Below are 18,879 nucleotides of genomic sequence, written 5' to 3'. Positions count from 1 at the left end.
ATATGAATAACGCCAATCCTTATTTTGATCTCATCAGCAGCAGCCACCAGCTTATCGAACAATGGTTTAGCGGCCGTGATACTCACCCAGAAGTTTGTGAGCATTTACTCCGAGACTTTTCCCCCCAATACACCATGATTACCCTAACCGGGCATGCGTTGGATTATTCCGCTTTGTGCCAATTTTTTCGGGCACAGTCTGCGGCTAAGCCGGAGTTAACTATTTGTCTTTCCGAAATGACACTGATTCAGGAAAGCTCGCAAGGTGCGGTGGTCAGCTATCTGGAACAGCAAAAAATGCCTAACCAGCCGTTACATCGTCGTTTATCAACAGCGATTTTCGATAAAACAACGGAAGGTAAAGTGCTGTGGCGGCATTTACACGAGACTTTGGCAGGATAATATCCGCGGGAAGTGAAAGTTCGGACGGTAACTGTCTGAAAGTAAAGTGGGTAACCTATTCGGGGTTTGAATCATTCCCTACGGATAGAAACTTCAACACCCGGAAGAACCGGGTGTTGAAGTTTGGCAAACCTGGAGACAACGGTAATCAGAAGTGCTTATGCTGCTGGAGTTACTGCTGGAGCAACGGCGGCTTTCTTAGCTGATTTGTGGTGTTTTTTAGCAGCCTGCGCTTTCTGAGTCGGTGCTTTTTTCTCGTGTTTTTTAGCAGCCTGCGCTTTTTGAGCCGGTGCTTTTTTCTCATGTTTTTTAGCAGCCTGCGCTTTTTGAGCCGGTGCTTTTTTCTCGTGTTTTTTAGCGGCCTGTGCTTTTTGTTCAGTAGTTTTCTTGGTCGCTTTGTGTTTTTTGTGGCTGGTTGCCTTGGCCGGAGCCGCTTTCTCTGCCGCAGGAGCCGCAGCTGTGGTACCTGTAGCAACAGGCGCTGGTGCAGCAGCTGTTTCAGCAGCGAAAGCAGCAGAAGACAGACCCATAGTTGCAGCAACGATCAGCGCTAATACTTTTTTCATTTGTAATTCCTCAGAGTTTGTTTCGCTAAGCCCTGTCGGGCCGTTGAAAGAATCATAGAGGAAGCTATTTTTCCTTTCCGTGAGTCATTGGTTTCGTTAAGTAACCAAATGTACAACCTGGCACTAATACTGATTTTCATGTTTCATCGGACAAACGATATATTCTTTTACAAAAGCGAAAGTCGTCGACAATACTTATCCGCCATAACTTACCTATAGTACTAATCATTCAGTGCAGATCGTCTCACTGTATCCTCTGGGTAGAAGCAAGGTAATAGCAGTCTCTCCCACCTGTTAATATCAATAGCAGGGATAACCTAATCATGATTGCGAACATTAAACTTACGCGAACCTCAGCCACCGGCGCTACGCTGACTGCTCTGCTGATGATCGCTCTAGTCGCCACCTTTATCTGGCATTGGTCTGATTTTGTTCAATATTGCATTAACCTACAGATATACATGCATCGTTATCTGGTGATGTATCTGCTGCAACAACAAAATAATCAGAGCGGAGCCGGGCTGATGCTGATCCTCTTTAGCTTTACCTACGGTTTTTTACACGCCGTCGGGCCTGGACATGGCAAGTTTGTTATTACGACCTATTTGTCTACCAATCGCGAAAAAGCCAACACCAGCCGCTTGATCACTTTCCTCGGCAGTATGATGCAAGGGGTTGTTGCTACTTTGTTCGTGTTGATTCTGGCGGTCTTTTTTAATCTCTCAATGGGAGATTTGAGCCTCAGCCGCTATTTTGTCGAGAAAGGCAGTGCGGTCTTTATTATGTTATTCGGCGTGGTTTTAATGCTACGCGCTGCAGGCATTAACTTGTTCCACCTTTATAAGAAAGAAAAGCGCCTCGCCATTCACCAAATAGCCACTTTTCCTACATCAGGCATCAATAAATTACCTCTAGCCCCCCACGATTCCCATCAGCTAGCTGACTGTGGCTGCGGCCATAAGCATTTGCCAGCAGCAGAAGAACTGACTGGAGGCTGGAAAAATTACTTTTGGATAATCGCCTCAATTGGCATTCGACCCTGTAGCGGTGCCATTCTGATTTTAGTTTTTGCTAATGCAGTAGGCATGTTTACCTGGGGAGTCATTGCCGCAATGAGCATGGCGCTGGGCACATCACTATCCATAATGATCGTCGCAACGCTGGTCTATCATGCCCGCGAAAAGTTTATCTCTAGCCATGGTCAGTTATTGGCGGGGAAACTAATTCATGTGTCACGAATTGCCACGGTAATAGGCGGATTAATATTAATACTGTTTGGTTTGGTACTGTTCAGCTCAGTCATTCCTATTAATGCCAGCGGGGATTTTATTGCCGCCGGCTGTTGATATAGCTCTTAGGATTCTTCTGTAAGCGGCTTTTATTAGCCAAAGTTGGACTATGCTTAATGTTCTATTAAGTAAAACGGAGAGCACAATGTTCAAGAAATCAGAGAAAGTTGAACGAAATATCGATCAAGATGTAAATCTGCTGGCAGATACTCTCGATGATGTCCTGCGCTCTTCCGGTGATAAAACCAAAGAAGAGCTGGAAAAAGTGCGTCAAAATGCAGAAGGCGTGCTGAGAGATGCCAGAGCACGGTTTAGCGGTTCCACCTCACTGACCCAACATGCCCGAGACGTCGCGGGCAACGCCGACAGCTATGTTCGTGACAAACCCTGGCAGGGCGTTGGTATTGGTGCCGCAGTGGGTGTCGTGCTCGGCGTATTATTGTCGCGTCGCTAGCCGCACACTACCAGCTAGCTCTTTTTTCGGCCCATTGCCTTTTGGATGTGGGCCGAATCGTTTTATCCGATCTTAGGTATCATTCTCTCCCCATAAACCGAATGATCGAGGCCAAACGAGAGACTTGCCTTTTTGCGTCATCTGCTGACTGCAAATTGGTAAAGCCTAACAGCAATCCATTGCCTTCAGAAATATCTATTTGCCAATCGGAAAGTGCCTGTATCGCTAATCCCTGCTGATGCGCCAGCGTAACCACCAGCCGATCGCTGTAATTCTTATCCAAACGCGCCAATAGTTGAATCCCGCCAGCCTGCTCTTCGACCTGCAAAACATCACCTAGCTGACTCTCCAACGCCTCCACTAACCATGCCCGCCGTTCAGGATACACATGCCGCATTCGTTTCAAATGTCGATAAAAATGCCCTTGACGAATAAACTCAGCCACGCTGGATTGAATCAGCGGCGGCACGGTACAAGCGCGCAATCGACAACGCTGAGTAAACCTATCAACTAATTCCTTAGGCACCACCAAATAGGCTATACGTAATGCCGGAAACATTACTTTGCTAAATGTCCCGGCGTACAATACTCGCCCCTGACGATCCAGACTTTTTAGCGACGGTAGTGGCCGACCTTGATAGCGAAATTCACTGTCATAATCATCCTCTATAATCCAGCTCTGCTGCTCCGCCGCCCATTCCAATAGCGCCAAGCGACGCGGTAGACTCAGGGCAACGCCCGTTGGACTTTGATGTGCCGGGGTGACAATAACAGCTCTTGCATCAGGCACTTTGTCTATAGCTGCACCCAGATTTATCCCTTCCCCATCAACCGGAATCGGTTCGTTGCGCAGTTGGGCCTCTCTGCATAACTGCTGAGTAACCGGATAACCCGGATCTTCTAACCAAACCGCATCCCCAGGATGCAACAGCGTCGATATCACCAAATCCAGCAGAGCCTGATAACCCGGACAGATAAAAACCTGTTCCGGTAAGCAATGGAATCCACGGGAAAGCTGTAGGTAACTGGCAATTGCCTCGCGTAAAACTAAGAGTCCGGTAGCGGGCGGATGCCCCAATGAAGCGCGAGTCGCGGCGCGAGTCTGTTGATTAATAATTCGCGCCCACAGTCCATAAGGAAAGGCATCCAAGGCGGGTAGCCCCAGTTGAAAAGGTTGCGGACTTTCTGTTTCCAAAGCAAAAGCGTGGTTGATCTGAGCAGCTTGACGCGGTTTTGACGGCTCGGCGGGAATGGAGGCGAGCCCCCTCAGCAATTGGTCAGACACATAAGTTCCTGATTGCCCTCGGCTTTGTAAATAGCCCTCTGCAACCAATTGAGCATAGGCATTTTCTACTGTTCCTCTGGCTACGCCCAGCTCGCTAGCCAGAGCGCGAACCGAAGGAACTCGTGTGTCTGGCAAGAGTATTCGTTGCGTTATGGCTTCTTTAAATCGCAGATAAATCTGGCGAAAAACAGGTTCACTTTGCTGACGATCAACCTGCAATTGAACGGGAAAACTCATCATCATGACCCATAAAAAAAATCAAATTATGCCACTATAGTATAGGTCATAGGGTTGTTAGAGTAGTCTTCAATGTCACTGCACTTGTAGAAGGTACTTTCTATGATCGAACAACGTCTTAATTACGCTCAGCTGTCCTCTTCCACCTATAAAGCACTGGTGAGTGCCTTGATGACGCTAGACAATAGCTCTCTCGACAAGTCACTGATTGAACTGATTTTTATGCGAGTTTCACAACTCAACGGCTGTGCCTACTGCCTGAATATGCACGGGAAAGCCCTACGTGACAGCGGTGTTAACCAAAGTAAAATCGATATGTTAGCCGGATGGCAGGTCAGCGGAGAGTATAGCGATACAGAACGTGCGGCACTGGCCTGGGCTGAATCGGTTACCCAGATCGCGACAACCGGCGCACCGGACAACGCCTTTGATTTATTGAAAAAATATTTTAGCGATACCGAAATTTCAGATTTGACCTTTGCTATTAGCATCATGAATGCATTTAACCGTCTAGCCGTTAGCTTGCGCCAGTAGTCTTTTTTCAGCCTTTTTCCAACCACTTTCTGGAAAAATATTTTTTATTCCTGCCAATTTGCCGCTAGCCCAAGGCTGGCGGCGCTTCGTTGTCTAATCATTCCAAAAACATCAAAACAACTACATATAGTGCGGTTGAAATAATAAAACTCTACATATAGTATTTATTTGTCGCTCAGGGCAATGCTGTCAAGAGAGATAAAGAGGGAGTCAGGCCGCGAGTGTTCTCCGCATTTCTGACTTATACGCCTTACCTCAAAACAAAAGGTAAATGCGAATCATGAGCATTATTATTTACAGTAAACCCGATTGTGTCCAATGCAATGCAACCTATCGCGCCTTTGATCGCCATGGAATCAGCTATCAGATCATTGATCTTACGAATGATTCTCAGGCATTCAACCATGTTAAATCCCTCGGTTATCAGCAAGTGCCAGTCATTGTGGCGGGTGACGATCATTGGTCGGGCTTTCGACCGGATAAAATCAGAGCCCTGAGTCAAAACGTTGCAGTCTGACAGAGGTAACGATGATGAATCCGCTGGTTTATTTCTCCAGCTCATCGGAGAACTCCCACCGATTTGTGGAGAAACTGAGGCTTCCGGCCATACGCATTCCGATTGCCGGAGCGCGGGAAAAATTAAAGGTTGAGCAACCTTATATTTTGCTTGTGCCCAGCTACGGCGGCGGCAGTTCGATCGGTGCAGTACCGATTCAAGTTATCCGTTTCCTCAATGATCCGCATAACCGCGCGTTGATCCGTGGCGTTATCGCCGCGGGAAACACTAATTTTGGCGATGCCTATTGCCTGGCCGGTGAGATTATCTCCCACAAATGCCAGGTCCCTTATCTGTACCGCTTTGAGCTGTTGGGTACTGATGAAGATGTGGCAAATGTTCGTAAGGGAGTAACCGAATTTTGGCAACGACAGAACTCACAATGACCGCCCCATTAACCAGCGAGCTGGATTATCACTCGCTGAATGCCATGCTCAATCTTTATGATGCCGATGGGCAAATTCAATTCGATAAAGATCGTCTGGCTGCGCGCCAATATTTTCTGCAACACGTTAATCAGAACACGGTATTTTTCCATAGTCTGCAGGAAAAAATCGATTATCTGATAGAAGAAGGTTATTACGAAAAAGAAGTGCTGGAACAATATGACTTCAGCTTTATTAAAAGCTTATTTCAGCAAGCCTATGCAAAAAAATTCCGCTTCCCGACTTTCCTCGGTGCCTTTAAGTATTACACCAGCTATACGCTAAAAACCTTCGATGGCCAGCGCTATCTGGAGCGTTATGAAGATCGTATTTGTATGGTGGCATTAACGCTAGCCGCTGGCGATCAGAAACTGGCGAGAAATCTGGTAGAGGAAATGATTTCTGGTCGTTTTCAACCTGCTACACCAACCTTCCTCAACTGTGGCAAGAAACAACGGGGCGAACTGGTTTCCTGCTTCCTGCTGCGCATCGAGGATAATATGGAGTCCATCGGGCGAGCGGTAAACTCAGCTTTACAATTATCCAAACGAGGCGGCGGCGTTGCTTTCCTAATGAGCAACATTCGTGAAGTGGGCGCGCCAATTAAACGAATTGAAAATCAGTCTTCTGGCGTTATTCCCATTATGAAAATGCTGGAAGATGCTTTCTCTTATGCCAATCAATTAGGTGCGCGGCAGGGCGCTGGCGCAGTTTATCTACATGCTCATCACCCAGATATTTTGCGTTTTCTGGATACCAAACGTGAAAACGCCGATGAGAAAGTGCGGATTAAAACTCTGTCTCTCGGCGTAGTGATTCCCGATATTACTTTTGAACTGGCGAAGCAGAACGAAGAAATGTATTTGTTCTCACCTTATGACGTTGAGCAGGTTTATGGCGTTCCTATGTCAGAAATCAGTGTCAGTGAGAAATACCGTGAGATGGTGGATAACAAGCGTATTCGCAAAAGCAAAATCCGCGCTCGTGAATTCTTCCAAATTCTGGCTGAAATTCAGTTTGAATCCGGTTATCCCTACATCATGTTTGAAGATACGGTAAATAAAGCGAATCCGATCAAAGGCCGGATCAACATGAGTAACCTGTGCTCTGAAATCTTGCAGGTCAATCAGCCAACGGAATATAACGACGATCTGAGCTACAAGCATGTTGGCAAAGATATTTCCTGTAATCTCGGTTCGCTGAATATTGCTCATACCATGGATTCGCCAGATTTCGCGCAAACCATCGAAACCGCCATCCGCGGGCTAACTGCGGTTTCCGATATGAGTCATATTCGTTCGGTTCCTTCTATTGATAAAGGGAATCAGGAATCTCACGCTATTGGTTTAGGGCAAATGAACCTGCACGGCTATCTGGCTCGTGAACAGATTTATTACGGTTCTGAAGAAGCGCTGGATTTCACCAATCTCTATTTCTATACCGTTGCCTATCACGCGATTCGTGCTTCTAACCAATTAGCCATTGAGCGCGGGAGCTGTTTTAAAGGTTTTGATGATTCACAGTATGCTTCCGGCCGCTATTTCACCAAATACATTGAGCAAAGCTGGCAGCCAAAAACTTCACGCGTGCAGGCATTGTTTGCCAGTGCAGGGATTCCTCTTCCAACCCAGCATGATTGGGCAGCTTTGCGCCATTCAGTTATGGAGCACGGGTTGTATAACCAAAATTTACAGGCGGTACCGCCGACTGGCTCTATTTCTTATATCAATCACGCCACGTCTAGCATTCACCCAATTGTGTCGAGGATTGAAATACGCAAAGAAGGCAAGATTGGCCGGGTGTATTACCCTGCGCCTTATATGACCAATGACAACCTCGATTATTATCAGGATGCCTACCAAATTGGGCCGGAAAAAATTATCGATACCTATGCGCAAGCAACACAGCATGTGGATCAGGGGCTATCACTAACGCTATTTTTCCGTGATACCGCTACCACGCGGGATATTAATAAAGCCCAGATTTACGCCTGGAAGAAAGGTATTAAAACCATTTATTACATTCGCCTGCGCCAAATGGCGTTGGAAGGTACAGAAGTTGAAGGCTGCGTCTCCTGCTCGCTGTAGACCGCCGTTATAAAAGGAATCAAGAATATGATCGCTACGCAACCTTTATCCCGCGTGAAAGCCATCAACTGGAACAGAATAGAAGATGATAAAGACCTGGAAGTCTGGAATCGTCTGACTTCCAATTTCTGGCTGCCGGAGAAAATTCCGCTGTCGAACGATATTTCCTCTTGGGCAACTCTAACTCCCCAAGAGCAACAGTTGGCCATTCGCGTATTCACCGGTCTGACGCTGCTGGATACTATTCAGAATACCGTTGGGGCGCCCGCACTGCTGCAGGATGCAATAACCCCCCATGAAGAAGCGGTATTTTCCAATATCAGCTTTATGGAAGCGGTACATGCTCGTTCTTACAGTTCGATATTTTCAACTCTATGCATGACATCTGATGTGGATGACGCTTATCGCTGGAGTGAAGAGAATGGTCCATTGCAGAAAAAAGCACAGATCATCCTAAGCCATTACCACCACGACGATCCGCTGAAGAAGAAGGTTGCAAGCGTATTTCTGGAATCGTTTCTATTCTATTCTGGTTTTTATTTACCGATGTATTTTTCCAGCCGAGCCAAGCTGACCAATACCGCCGATCTGATTCGCCTGATTATTCGGGATGAAGCGGTACACGGCTACTATATTGGCTACAAATTCCAGAAAGGGCTGGAAAAGGCCGATGCCGCTCGCCGTCAGGAAATTAAAAACTTCGCTTTCGATCTGTTACAGGATTTATACGATAACGAAGTACGCTACACCGAAGATTTGTACGATTGCGTGGGCTGGAGCGAAGATGTGAAGAAATTCCTGCACTATAACGCTAATAAAGCGCTAATGAATCTGGGTTATGAAGCACTATTTCCAGCCAGCGAAGCCAAGGTTAGCCCGGCCATTTTGTCTGCATTATCGCCAAATGCTGATGAAAATCACGATTTCTTCTCTGGCTCCGGTTCCTCTTATGTCATCGGAAAAGCCGTAACGACAGAGGATGAAGATTGGGATTTTTGATTCAGGAAAATTAACGTTGCTAAAGGTCTTTCTGAGTAACAGGGAGATCCTTGTCTGGAGGGTCGCGATGGGTAATAACAGATCGCTACCCTGCCCCGTTAAATTTCCTTTCGTTATGACTATAAAAATTGCCGAACAGATCCGCCTGTTTAGTTAAAAATCACATCAAAATCAGCCTTGCCAAGAAAATTCTCATTGGGCTTATAGCCAGAGCACAAAAGGGATGAGAGCAATTTCAACCACGAAAATTATCTATAGATTAATCGCACTAATATATGTTTATCATCAAAGACAATATCCTTTGATATATCTGTCAAATATCTGTCTTTATCAGTGATAAAAACATTGCCATATTATCACCTCTATAGAAAACATTTCACACCCATTATTGGCATAAAAAATATCTTATATTTACCTATGGATATCAGCTCAAATAACCCCAGTATTAACGCAGCTAAATCAAATGGGTCACTTCATATATAAGGGCATGATTAACAACATCAAATAAATTATCGGAATATTGAGGGTTGCCTCAGACTCTCAGTATGTTAGGGTATATAGCGCTCTATTTTTGCATCAGGAAAAAATATAATCTAAAAATTGACAGAGGAATATACCCACTGCATGGCAATTAAACTCGAAGTAAAAAATTTATATAAGATATTTGGTGAGCACCCGGATCGGGCCTTTAAATTGATTGAATCTGGTATGAATAAAGACCAGATATTTAGTAAAACCGGTTTGTCCGTTGGCGTCAAAGATGCCAGTCTGGCCATTGAAGAAGGCGAGATATTCGTCATCATGGGGTTATCGGGTTCCGGTAAATCCACCCTGGTACGCCTTCTCAATCGTCTGATAGAACCAACTCGCGGCGAAGTCCTTATTGATGGTGAAGATATTGCCAAAATATCTGACAGCGCATTACGCACCGTTCGCCGAAATAAAATCAGTATGGTATTCCAGTCATTTGCCTTAATGCCTCATCTGAACGTGTTAGATAATACAGCCTTCGGCATGGAATTAGCCGGTGTCCCGCTAAAAGAACGTCATGAAAAAGCATTAGAAGCATTACGTCAGGTCAGTTTGGATAATTATGCTTATTCATATCCCGATGAACTTTCTGGCGGTATGCGTCAACGCGTTGGTTTAGCACGAGCAATGGCAAATAATCCTGACATATTATTGATGGATGAGGCCTTCTCTGCGCTAGATCCATTAATTCGTACTGAAATGCAGGATGAGTTGGTTAAATTGCAGGCCAAGCACCAGCGTACCATCGTTTTTATTTCCCATGATTTAGACGAAGCCATGCGTATTGGCGACCGTATTGCCATTATGCAAGGCGGAGAAGTCGTTCAGGTCGGTACGCCGGATGAAATATTGAATAATCCGGCCAATGAATATGTAAGAACATTCTTCCGTGGCGTTGATATTAGTCACGTATTTAGCGCAAAAGATATTGCTCGTCGTCGTCCGGTGGCCTTAATCCGCAAGACTCCAGGATTCGGTCCTCGTTCAGCGTTAAAACTGCTTCAAGATGAAGACCGCGATTACGGCTATGTGTTGGAACGCGGGCAAAAATTTATCGGCGTAGTATCGATAGATTCATTGAAACAGGCTCTTTCAGAAAACCAGCCGCTCGATCATGCCTTATTGGCTGAGCCAGCGCCGGTTCCGGCTGATATGCCGCTCAATGAGTTGATTTCACTTGTTGCTCAAGCCCCTTGCGCCGTTCCGGTGGTGGGCGAGGACAACAACTATATCGGTATTATTTCCAAGGCTATGCTGCTGCAAGCCTTAGATAAGGAGACGCCAAATGAGTAATACAACACAGATTAACGAGCAGGTTATCAATAATCCGTGGGCGACGGCGGCTGATGTTGCTCAACAAGCGTCGACCACCGCTACCGATGCGGCACCACAGGCACTTTCTGCTGCGGCAGATCCTTGGGGTGCCAGTATGGCTCAGGGCAGCGCGGCAGCCCAAGAAGCCACCAACCAAACCGCACAAACAGGCGCAGACTGGTTAAACAGCGCGCCAGCTGTCGCTCCCGAACATTTTAGCCTGATGGACCCATTCCACAACACGTGGGTGCCGCTGGACTCGTGGGTTACACAGGGCATTGACTGGGTTGTTACCCACTTCCGCCCGGTATTCCAGGGCATTCGGGTTCCGGTTGATTTTATCCTGAGCGGTTTTCAGCACATGTTGCTGGGAATGCCTGCGCCGGTTGCCATTCTGGTTTTCGCTTTGATTGCCTGGCAGTTTTCTTCCTTAGGGATGGGCGTCGCGACGCTGGTATCTCTGATTGCCATCGGTGCCATCGGTGCATGGTCACAGGCGATGGTTACGTTGGCGCTGGTTCTGACTTCGCTGTTCTTCTGTATTTTGATCGGGCTGCCCCTCGGGATCTGGCTGGCGCGCAGTAATAACGCCGCCAGAATTATCAGGCCATTATTGGATGCGATGCAGACTACGCCTGCGTTTGTCTATCTGGTTCCAATCGTGATGCTGTTCGGTATCGGTAACGTGCCGGGCGTCGTAGTCACCATTATCTTTGCTCTGCCACCCATCGTGCGATTGACTATTTTAGGTATCAAACAGGTGCCGGAAGATCTGATCGAGGCCGCAGAATCCTTTGGTGCCAATCCACGCCAGTTACTGTTCAAGGTGCAATTGCCGCTGGCCATGCCGACCATTATGGCCGGCGTTAACCAAACTCTGATGCTGGCGCTGTCGATGGTGGTTATTGCCTCGATGATTGCGGTCGGTGGTTTAGGTCAAATGGTACTGCGTGGTATTGGTCGTCTGGATATGGGTCTGGCTGCCGTCGGTGGCGTGGGGATTGTTATTCTGGCAATTATCCTCGACCGTCTAACTCAAGCTCTGGGCCGAGATCGCCGTAGCAAAGGCGTTGGCCGCTGGTACACCACAGGCCCACTGGGTCTGCTCACTCAACCTTTTATCAAAAAAGCCTGATAGCAGCTTGTCACAAGGGCTGATAGCCCGCGTTCTTAACGCTGCCGCAATGGCAATCGTCCCAGCGGCAGCGTTAAAACTAAATCATATAAATACCTTATGGATAGCCAAAATCTCGGCGCAGTACAGGGAACGGGATTCAAGCGAGATTCTTAGGTCTATTGCACCAAAGGGCGCTCAGGTGGCTTACGCCACTTCGACCCCATCGCTGCGCTCTCCCTAAAAATGGACTTAATAAGTCATCAATTTTACTCATGCCCGATAGATTTCACATTGCTGCCAATACCGCTGCGGCGTGAAATATGAAGGGTAAAACTAAGAAGGAACAACTCATGCGCACCACAGGCATCTGGGCACTGGCCCTAACTACGCTGGTCAGTTCTCAATTATCCGCCGCTGAATTACCAGGCAAAGGCGTGACCGTTTTACCCATTCAAAGCACTATTTCCGAAGAAACTTTCCAGACCGCGCTGGTGAATAAAGCGCTGGAAAAACTCGGCTACGACGTTCAACCGACCAAGGAAGTTGATTACAACGTGGCTTATGCCACTATCGCTGCCGGTGATGCCACTTTTCTGGCCGTGAACTGGGAGCCGCTGCATAACGATCAATATAAAGCCGCGGGTGGCGATGCCAAATTCTATCGTCAGGGCAATTACATTGAAGGTTTGGCGCAGGGCTATTTGATCGATAAGAAAACTGCGGATAAATACCACATTACCAATATCGAACAGCTTAAAGATCCGAAGATTGCCAAGCTTTTTGATGCCAACAACGATGGCAAAGCCGATCTGACTGGCTGTAATCCGGGCTGGGGCTGTGAAGCACCCATTAATCATCAGATTGATGCTTATGGGTTGAGTAATACCGTCAACCATAATCAGGGCAACTATGCGGCAATGATTGCCGATACCATTACCCGTTACAAAGAAGGCAAGCCAATTCTGTATTACACCTGGACGCCTTACTGGGTTAGCGATGTGCTGGTTCCGGGTCGTGACGTAATCTGGCTCCAAGTACCGTTCTCCTCTCTACCGGATAAAAGTATCGATACCCAGCTGGCTAACGGTGCCAACTACGGTTTCCCGCCAAGCGTGATGCATATCGTCGCCAATAAGAAATGGGCGGAAGCTAATCCGGCAGCAGCCAAACTGTTCTCTATCATGAAACTACCGATTAGCGACGTGAATGCGCAGAATATGAGAATGCACGCCGGTGAATCATCGGATGCGAATATTGAGCGCCATGTGAATGGCTGGATAGCCGCACATCAGGCAACTTTTGACGGCTGGGTAAAAACCGCCGCTGAAGCTGCCAATAGCAAAACCGCGCAGTAAACCTTCACCGCTGACATAACCCAGACAGGCGCCTTTCGGTGCCTGTTTTTTATCTGGCAATCTAACCGACCCCCTTACGGATTTTTCAGATTTACTCAGCGCTGGCGATGCCTTGTCCGGTAAACCCACTAAAATGCAGGAAACGTTCGGCGGCAGCGCTAAGCGGCGTATGCCAGATGCAATACACCTGACGCCGCGGCCCATCGTCGATCGGGATAGACACCAGAGAAATAAGCCGCTGAGCGGTCGAGATAGGAACGATCCCCGCCGCCAGTCCACGCCGCACCAGATTCTCCAGCCATTCGATATGATCAATCTCGAAATTGACGTGGCGTTTGATACCCGCGGTCTGAAAAGCGCGATCGGTTTGACGTCGTGCCCCCGTACCACTGTAGAAATCCACCAGCGGGACAGCAGCCAATGTTTGCAGGTCCACGCTGGCCTTACCGGCTAAAACATGATCTGGAGCCACCAGCGCCACCAGAGGCTCATCCGTTAACTTACAGTGAGAGAGGGGCAGCGTATTTTTATCCCCCGGCCAGATTCCGACAAAAGACACATCGGTTTTCTGCTGTCGGGTGTCTTCAATCAAAGCTTCACTCATTCCAACATACAGCCGAATATTCACCGCCGGATAGCAGCGATTAAATTCTCCAAGCTTTTCCGTCAGATCGAAGGCATTTAGCGTTGAAATAGTGCCAAGAGTCAAAGTGCCAGTCACGTTACCGCTGGCGGCATTAACTTCATTGAGCAAGTTTTGTTGCTCCGCCAACAGGCGTTGAGCGGGCAGAATAAAAGCTTGCCCGGCGTCGGTTAAGCTGACCCGCCGCGAAGTACGTTCAAACAGCTGGCAACCCAACTCTTGCTCCAAACGAGCAATCTGGTGGCTCAGCGCCGATTGCACCGTATGACAACGTCGCGCCGCCTGAGTAAAACTCTGGGTTTCTGCCACCGCCAATGCGTAACGAATCTGCTTCAGGTTCATTTATCTATCTCGAAATGAGATTAATCAGATGAAAATTATACATTGGTTTATCGTTTTAATTTATCCAATACTGTCGCCCTCATCATCTTAAGCAGAATTATTCATGAACCAAACAACTGAACATGCTGGGCTAAGCCCTGCATTGATCGTACTGATGTCTATCGCCACCGGTCTGGCGGTCGCCAGTAACTATTACGCTCAACCGTTGCTGGAAACCATTGCTCAGGCATTTAGTCTTTCGGTCAATCAAGCTGGATTTATCGTTACCGCCGCTCAATTGGGCTATGCCGTTGGGCTGATGTTTTTAGTGCCGTTGGGAGATATGTTTGAGCGCCGCGGTCTGATCGTCGGCATGACGCTGCTAGCCGCTGGCGGCATGCTGATTACGGCGATGTCGCAAAACCTGACCATGATGATCGTGGGCACCGCGCTGACCGGCCTGTTTTCGGTGGTCGCGCAGTTACTGGTCCCCCTGGCTGCAACGCTGGCAAAACCGGAAAAGCGCGGTCAGGTCGTCGGCACCATCATGAGTGGCCTATTGCTGGGTATTCTGCTGGCACGAACCGTGGCTGGCGCACTGGCTTCCCTCGGTGGCTGGCGTACTATCTTCTGGGTTGCCAGTGTGCTAATGGCGGTGATGGCGCTGGTACTGTGGCGCTACCTGCCGCGTTATAAGCAAAAGGCCGGTCTGAACTACGGGCAATTGCTGAGTTCTATTTTTACGCTGTATTTCGGTACGCCGGTATTACGCACTCGCGCTATGCTGGGAGCCTTATCTTTCGCTAATTTCAGCGTGTTATGGACTTCAATGGCCTTTTTGTTGGCCTCACCTCCTTTCGGTTATTCCGAAGGCACTATCGGCCTGTTCGGTCTGGTGGGCGCCGCTGGCGCGCTGATGGCAAACAAAGCGGGTCGTTTAGCAGATAAAGGTAAAGCGCGACTCACCACCAGCGCCGGTCTGGGCCTGCTGTTGCTGTCATGGATTCCCATCGCTTTGGGGCAATATTCGTTAATCGCGCTAATCATTGGCGTAGTCATTTTGGATCTCGCGGTGCAGGCGGTGCATGTCACTAACCAAAGCGTGATTTACCGTATGATGCCTGAAGCGCGGAACCGCTTAACCGCCGGTTATATGACCATTTACTTTATCGGCGGTGCATTGGGCTCGCTGATTTCTGCCGCCGCCTATCAACATGCTGGTTGGTACGGCGTTGCCATTGCTGGCGGCGGATTATGTCTGCTCAATATTTTGGTGTGGTTAATGGGTAAGAAATTTGACCCGGCGGCCGATCATCCAGTGAGCTAATTTAAAAAATATTAAATAATTAGCTTGCGAATAGTAAATTGAGATATAAATTTCGGTTATGGGGTACAAAGAGTATTAACACTCTGGTAATGTTACCAAATGTTTAAATTTGCTTTCTACCCTTTAACCGAGCCTACCTGCAGCTACCATCATGCCAAAGCCAATAACTCACTCCCCTTTCCCCGATCAACCCGTCGCCCGTTTTCGTGAAGGTGTGACCGACAGCCTTCCTATCGTGATCGGCTATCTCCCTGTTGCTTTTGCCTTTGGATTAAGCGCGGTTAAGCTGGGTTTTACTCCTCTGGAAAGCATTTTCTTTTCCTGCATTATTTATGCCGGTGCCAGCCAATTCGTGATTACCGCATTATTGAGTGCGGGAATGTCGCTGTGGGTTTCCGCTCTTACGGTAATGGCAATGGATGTCCGCCATATTCTGTATGGCCCTGCGTTGAAACACCGCATTGTGGCACGTCTATCCGGTAAAAAAACTGCCCTGTGGGCCTTCGGTTTAACCGATGAAGTCTTCGCTGCCGCTACCGCTAAACTGATGAAAGATCAGCGCCGCTGGAGTGAAAACTGGATGCTGGGCATCGCATTCACCTCCTGGCTGTCCTGGGTGGTAGGTACGGCGGTAGGTGCCGTATTTGGCAACGGACCGTTAGATAACTATCCGGCAATTGAAGCCTCTCTGTCCTTTATGCTGCCAGCGCTATTTTTGAGTTTTCTGCTCGCTTCCTTTAAACGCCAATACAGCCTGACAGTGGTGGCTTCGCTAGGTGGCGCTTTGCTGGGAGCACTCGTGTTCTCTATTCCGGTGGCGATTCTGGCTGGCATCTGCGGTGGCTGTCTGGCGGCGTTAATTCAGCCTCCGACCGCGTCTTTAACAGAGTCAAATGCGGCAGGAAAACAGGCTAAGGAGCAACAGTTATGAATACGGATGTCATCGTGATCGGCATGGTGGTCGGGCTGGTGAACTATTTATTTCGTTATCTCCCGCTACGGCTGGGTCCAGCGCGCAAGCAGGTCGGTTTGCAACGAGGGAAAATGTCGCTCCTGCTAGATAGTATCGGAATTGCTTCGATTTGCGCCCTGCTGGTGGTTTCCAGCGTGCCGGAAATAGTGCGTGACGCGCACAAACTCATCCCTACGTTGATCGGATTTATCGTTATCTGCGCCTATTTCTATAAAACCAAGAGCATCATTTTCGCGACTTTATTCGGCGCTCTGAGCTACGGGATAACCTTCAAATTGCTAATGATGGGATAACGCATTCAAAACGTGGGCAATTCTGCGATATCCCTACTATCCTTGGCATTAATCAGCGCTATACCTCGGTGAAATAACACTAATTGCTAAAGTTTTACCGTATTATAGCGTTTACATTATTAGTAACTATCGTTACTGTATCATCTGAAATTAATGAGGCTCTTTATCATGGAAAGCTCGTTTACTCCCATTGAACAAATGCTTAATTTTCGTGCTAAACGTCAGAAGGACTTCCCCTATCAGGAAATTCTGCTGACCCGCTTGTGCATGCATATGCATAGCAAGTTGCTCGAAAATCGCAATAAAATGTTGAAAGCTCAAGGGATTAACGAAACCCTGTTCATGGCATTAATTACTTTGGATGCTCAGGAAAGCCACAGCATTCAACCTTCAGAACTGAGCGCTGCGTTAGGATCGTCTCGTACCAACGCGACCCGCATTGCTGATGAACTGGAAAAAAAAGGTTGGATCGAACGACGCGAAAGCCATAACGATCGCCGTTGCCTTCATCTGCATTTAACCAAGGCCGGTGAAGAGTTTCTAAACCAACTCTTGCCGCCACAACATAAATGTCTGCATTTCCTCTGGTCAACACTGGATGCTGACGAGCAGCAACAGCTTGAAAAGCTGACTCGTAAGCTATTAACCCGTCTGGATCAAATGGAAGTACCAGAATTGTAATTCTTACATCTCTGTCCAGGTAACATAACTATGCCATCCCCACATAGCTGGAGGGTCACGCCTTTGTTCGCCGTTTTACTACTGGCGGGCTGTGCCTCTAGCGATAATATTGCGCCTCAGTCTCATATGATGGATAACCAGCAACTGCAACTGGCGCAACCGAAAACCAATTCTCTGGCGATAAGCTCTCAGTGGTGGCGGGTTCTGGACGATCCCCAACTTGATACATTAATGACACAAAGCCTGCAAACCTCACCGTCGCTGAAACAGGCGGCGGCACGGGTACGTGAGGCACAAAGCGTTATGGGTCAGGCCGACGCTACCAATGGGCCAAATCTGGATCTATACGGCAGCAGCAACCGACAAAAAATATCGCAAAATACGCTTCAGCCATTTTTGCAGTCTTATCCAAGCAAGCCCCTGTATGAAACAGCGAATACGCTGGGGCTAAACATGAGCTACGAGTTTGACTGGTGGGGGAAATTCCGCAATCGGGTCAACGCAGCTAAAGCACAGGTCGACGCTGCCCAGGCAGAGCAGCAACAGGCCACGCTAACGCTAACCAGCTCAGTCGCTTCAGTTTATTACCAGCTCCAAAGCAATCTGGCGCTGCAAAAACTACTGCAACAGGAAGTGGATAACAATCAGCGTCTGGTAGCGTTACATCAGAAACAATATCAGGCGGGTATCTACGGCGTTGAGATTCCACAGCAGACTCAGGCGCAGTCTGACGGCGTGAAACAGCAAATAATCCAACTAACCGCACAGAGCGAGCAATTAAAACATCAATTGGCCGCCCTGACTGGGCAAGGACCTAGCGCAACGCAAAACCTACGTCAGGTGGATCTTCCGGATATTAATCGCTTATCTCCTCCCGCAGATCTGACTACCGATTTACTGGGCCAACGGCCGGATATCACCGCGCAACGTTTGTTGGTCGAATCTTACGATCAGCGAGTACAGGCGGCGAAAAAAGAGTTTTATCCAAGCCTATCGATCACCGGCTTTGCCGGTTTCTCCACCACCAATTTCCAGGGGACTAACCCGAATCTGCTCGAAGCCGCTAGTCAGGCATGGAACTTTGCTCCGGCAATTTCCCTACCGATATTCCACGCAGGCGCGCTACGCAGCAAACTCGGTGAAGAATCGGCTTTATACGACGAGGCCGTCGAGGCCTATAACCAAACAATTTTAAATGCGGTACAGGAAACGGCGGACGCCATAACCATCCAGCAGAGTAGCCAGCAGCAGCTACAACAAGCCGCTTCAGCCTCCGCCGCGATGGAACAGGTGTATCGCGTTGCCAATGCCCGCTATCAAGCAGGAATTATCGGGCGCGGCGATCTATTGACCAGCCAGTCACAATTCTTGCAACAACAACAGGCAGAACTGAACGCCAGCAATAACTTATTGCAGGCGAAGATTGGACTGATCCGTTCACTGGGCGGCGGCTATCAAGCTCCGACCGCGATGTCTCATACAACAAAATAA

At 48.1% G+C, this 18,879-nt stretch carries 19 protein-coding genes; 16 read left to right on the top strand and 3 right to left on the bottom strand.

Annotation, left to right across the window (positions count from 1 at the left end):
• Positions 1–2: 2 nt before the first annotated feature.
• Positions 3–401 carry a cytoplasmic protein gene (locus AD970_RS17365; protein WP_053215284.1) on the top strand — a complete coding sequence of 133 codons (399 nt, stop codon included), beginning with the start codon at positions 3–5 and terminating at the stop codon, positions 399–401.
• A gap of 158 nt (positions 402–559) precedes the next feature.
• On the opposite strand, the gene asr is transcribed toward AD970_RS17365, so the two are convergent.
• Positions 560–967, bottom strand: a complete 408-nt coding sequence (gene asr / locus AD970_RS17360; protein ID WP_049601971.1) for an acid resistance repetitive basic protein Asr — start codon at positions 965–967, stop codon at positions 560–562.
• A 323-nt stretch (positions 968–1,290) separates the two neighbouring features.
• Here asr and AD970_RS17355 point away from each other — a divergent pair, with 323 nt between their 5' ends.
• On the top strand, positions 1,291–2,313 hold the full coding sequence (locus AD970_RS17355) for a nickel/cobalt transporter (RefSeq protein ID WP_049601968.1): 1,023 nt from the start codon (positions 1,291–1,293) through the stop codon (positions 2,311–2,313).
• A gap of 88 nt (positions 2,314–2,401) precedes the next feature.
• Complete coding sequence (locus tag AD970_RS17350; protein ID WP_049601965.1) at positions 2,402–2,710, top strand: DUF883 family protein; 309 nt, start codon at positions 2,402–2,404, stop codon at positions 2,708–2,710.
• Between the two features lie 79 nt (positions 2,711–2,789).
• Here the strand turns inward: AD970_RS17350 and pdxR are convergent, their stop codons facing one another.
• A complete protein-coding gene (pdxR, locus tag AD970_RS17345) occupies positions 2,790–4,238 on the bottom strand; it encodes a MocR-like pyridoxine biosynthesis transcription factor PdxR (protein ID WP_049601964.1) in 1,449 nt (482 codons plus the stop codon).
• Positions 4,239–4,334: 96 nt separating this feature from the next.
• Here pdxR and AD970_RS17340 point away from each other — a divergent pair, with 96 nt between their 5' ends.
• From AD970_RS17340 to proX, 8 genes are all read left to right on the top strand, one after another.
• Positions 4,335–4,766, top strand: coding sequence for a carboxymuconolactone decarboxylase family protein (locus tag AD970_RS17340; protein ID WP_049601961.1), 432 nt, complete (start codon positions 4,335–4,337; stop codon positions 4,764–4,766).
• A gap of 280 nt (positions 4,767–5,046) precedes the next feature.
• Positions 5,047–5,283, top strand: a complete 237-nt coding sequence (gene nrdH, locus AD970_RS17335; protein WP_049601959.1) for a glutaredoxin-like protein NrdH — start codon at positions 5,047–5,049, stop codon at positions 5,281–5,283.
• A gap of 14 nt (positions 5,284–5,297) precedes the next feature.
• Complete coding sequence (nrdI, locus tag AD970_RS17330; protein ID WP_049602026.1) at positions 5,298–5,708, top strand: class Ib ribonucleoside-diphosphate reductase assembly flavoprotein NrdI; 411 nt, start codon at positions 5,298–5,300, stop codon at positions 5,706–5,708.
• Complete coding sequence (gene nrdE / locus AD970_RS17325) at positions 5,684–7,834, top strand: class 1b ribonucleoside-diphosphate reductase subunit alpha (RefSeq protein ID WP_049601957.1); 2,151 nt, start codon at positions 5,684–5,686, stop codon at positions 7,832–7,834. The genes nrdI and nrdE overlap by 25 nt, the downstream gene beginning before the upstream one ends.
• Before the next feature lie 27 nt (positions 7,835–7,861).
• On the top strand, positions 7,862–8,833 hold the full coding sequence (nrdF, locus tag AD970_RS17320) for a class 1b ribonucleoside-diphosphate reductase subunit beta (RefSeq protein WP_049601953.1): 972 nt from the start codon (positions 7,862–7,864) through the stop codon (positions 8,831–8,833).
• Between the two features lie 624 nt (positions 8,834–9,457).
• The gene (gene proV, locus AD970_RS17315) at positions 9,458–10,657 is read left to right on the top strand and encodes a glycine betaine/L-proline ABC transporter ATP-binding protein ProV (RefSeq protein ID WP_049601949.1); all 1,200 of its coding nucleotides are present in this window, start codon (positions 9,458–9,460) and stop codon (positions 10,655–10,657) included.
• Entirely contained in the window at positions 10,650–11,813 is a 1,164-nt protein-coding gene (gene proW, locus AD970_RS17310; protein ID WP_049601947.1) for a glycine betaine/L-proline ABC transporter permease ProW, read from the top strand. The genes proV and proW overlap by 8 nt, the downstream gene beginning before the upstream one ends.
• Positions 11,814–12,145: 332 nt before the next feature.
• Positions 12,146–13,150, top strand: a complete 1,005-nt coding sequence (proX, locus tag AD970_RS17305; protein ID WP_049601944.1) for a glycine betaine/L-proline ABC transporter substrate-binding protein ProX — start codon at positions 12,146–12,148, stop codon at positions 13,148–13,150.
• A 91-nt stretch (positions 13,151–13,241) separates the two neighbouring features.
• On the opposite strand, the gene AD970_RS17300 is transcribed toward proX, so the two are convergent.
• Positions 13,242–14,135, bottom strand: coding sequence for a LysR family transcriptional regulator (locus AD970_RS17300; RefSeq protein WP_049601941.1), 894 nt, complete (start codon positions 14,133–14,135; stop codon positions 13,242–13,244).
• A 103-nt stretch (positions 14,136–14,238) separates the two neighbouring features.
• On the opposite strand from AD970_RS17300, the gene AD970_RS17295 reads away from it, so the two are divergent.
• The 5 genes from AD970_RS17295 (at position 14,239) to AD970_RS17275 (ending at position 18,879) form a co-directional block, all read left to right on the top strand.
• Entirely contained in the window at positions 14,239–15,441 is a 1,203-nt protein-coding gene (locus AD970_RS17295) for an MFS transporter (RefSeq protein ID WP_049601938.1), read from the top strand.
• 151 nt (positions 15,442–15,592) lie between these two features.
• Positions 15,593–16,372 (top strand): AzlC family ABC transporter permease, encoded by a 780-nt coding sequence (locus AD970_RS17290; RefSeq protein WP_049601934.1) that lies wholly within the window; start codon positions 15,593–15,595, stop codon positions 16,370–16,372.
• Positions 16,369–16,707: an L-valine transporter subunit YgaH gene (ygaH, locus tag AD970_RS17285; RefSeq protein ID WP_049601931.1), complete on the top strand. Its 339-nt coding sequence runs from the start codon at positions 16,369–16,371 to the stop codon at positions 16,705–16,707. Before AD970_RS17290 ends, ygaH begins: the two co-directional genes overlap by 4 nt.
• Positions 16,708–16,875: 168 nt before the next feature.
• Positions 16,876–17,388 carry a transcriptional repressor MprA gene (gene mprA, locus AD970_RS17280; RefSeq protein ID WP_049601928.1) on the top strand — a complete coding sequence of 171 codons (513 nt, stop codon included), beginning with the start codon at positions 16,876–16,878 and terminating at the stop codon, positions 17,386–17,388.
• 30 nt (positions 17,389–17,418) lie between these two features.
• Positions 17,419–18,879 (top strand): efflux transporter outer membrane subunit, encoded by a 1,461-nt coding sequence (locus AD970_RS17275; protein WP_049601926.1) that lies wholly within the window; start codon positions 17,419–17,421, stop codon positions 18,877–18,879.

It is taken from the genome of Yersinia nurmii, assembly GCF_001112925.1.
GTDB classification, from domain to species: Bacteria; Pseudomonadota; Gammaproteobacteria; order Enterobacterales; family Enterobacteriaceae; genus Yersinia; species Yersinia nurmii.
This window is presented reverse-complemented; position numbering and strand designations above follow the sequence as displayed.

Coding starts and splice junctions, on each gene's coding strand:
- AD970_RS17365 (WP_053215284.1), top strand. CDS start 3: ATGAATAACGCCAATCCTTATTTTGATCTCATCAGCAGCAGCCACCAG.
- asr (WP_049601971.1), bottom strand. CDS start 967: ATGAAAAAAGTATTAGCGCTGATCGTTGCTGCAACTATGGGTCTGTCT.
- AD970_RS17355 (WP_049601968.1), top strand. CDS start 1,291: ATGATTGCGAACATTAAACTTACGCGAACCTCAGCCACCGGCGCTACG.
- AD970_RS17350 (WP_049601965.1), top strand. CDS start 2,402: ATGTTCAAGAAATCAGAGAAAGTTGAACGAAATATCGATCAAGATGTA.
- pdxR (WP_049601964.1), bottom strand. CDS start 4,238: ATGATGATGAGTTTTCCCGTTCAATTGCAGGTTGATCGTCAGCAAAGT.
- AD970_RS17340 (WP_049601961.1), top strand. CDS start 4,335: ATGATCGAACAACGTCTTAATTACGCTCAGCTGTCCTCTTCCACCTAT.
- nrdH (WP_049601959.1), top strand. CDS start 5,047: ATGAGCATTATTATTTACAGTAAACCCGATTGTGTCCAATGCAATGCA.
- nrdI (WP_049602026.1), top strand. CDS start 5,298: ATGAATCCGCTGGTTTATTTCTCCAGCTCATCGGAGAACTCCCACCGA.
- nrdF (WP_049601953.1), top strand. CDS start 7,862: ATGATCGCTACGCAACCTTTATCCCGCGTGAAAGCCATCAACTGGAAC.
- proV (WP_049601949.1), top strand. CDS start 9,458: ATGGCAATTAAACTCGAAGTAAAAAATTTATATAAGATATTTGGTGAG.
- proW (WP_049601947.1), top strand. CDS start 10,650: ATGAGTAATACAACACAGATTAACGAGCAGGTTATCAATAATCCGTGG.
- proX (WP_049601944.1), top strand. CDS start 12,146: ATGCGCACCACAGGCATCTGGGCACTGGCCCTAACTACGCTGGTCAGT.
- AD970_RS17300 (WP_049601941.1), bottom strand. CDS start 14,135: ATGAACCTGAAGCAGATTCGTTACGCATTGGCGGTGGCAGAAACCCAG.
- AD970_RS17295 (WP_049601938.1), top strand. CDS start 14,239: ATGAACCAAACAACTGAACATGCTGGGCTAAGCCCTGCATTGATCGTA.
- AD970_RS17290 (WP_049601934.1), top strand. CDS start 15,593: ATGCCAAAGCCAATAACTCACTCCCCTTTCCCCGATCAACCCGTCGCC.
- ygaH (WP_049601931.1), top strand. CDS start 16,369: ATGAATACGGATGTCATCGTGATCGGCATGGTGGTCGGGCTGGTGAAC.
- mprA (WP_049601928.1), top strand. CDS start 16,876: ATGGAAAGCTCGTTTACTCCCATTGAACAAATGCTTAATTTTCGTGCT.
- AD970_RS17275 (WP_049601926.1), top strand. CDS start 17,419: ATGCCATCCCCACATAGCTGGAGGGTCACGCCTTTGTTCGCCGTTTTA.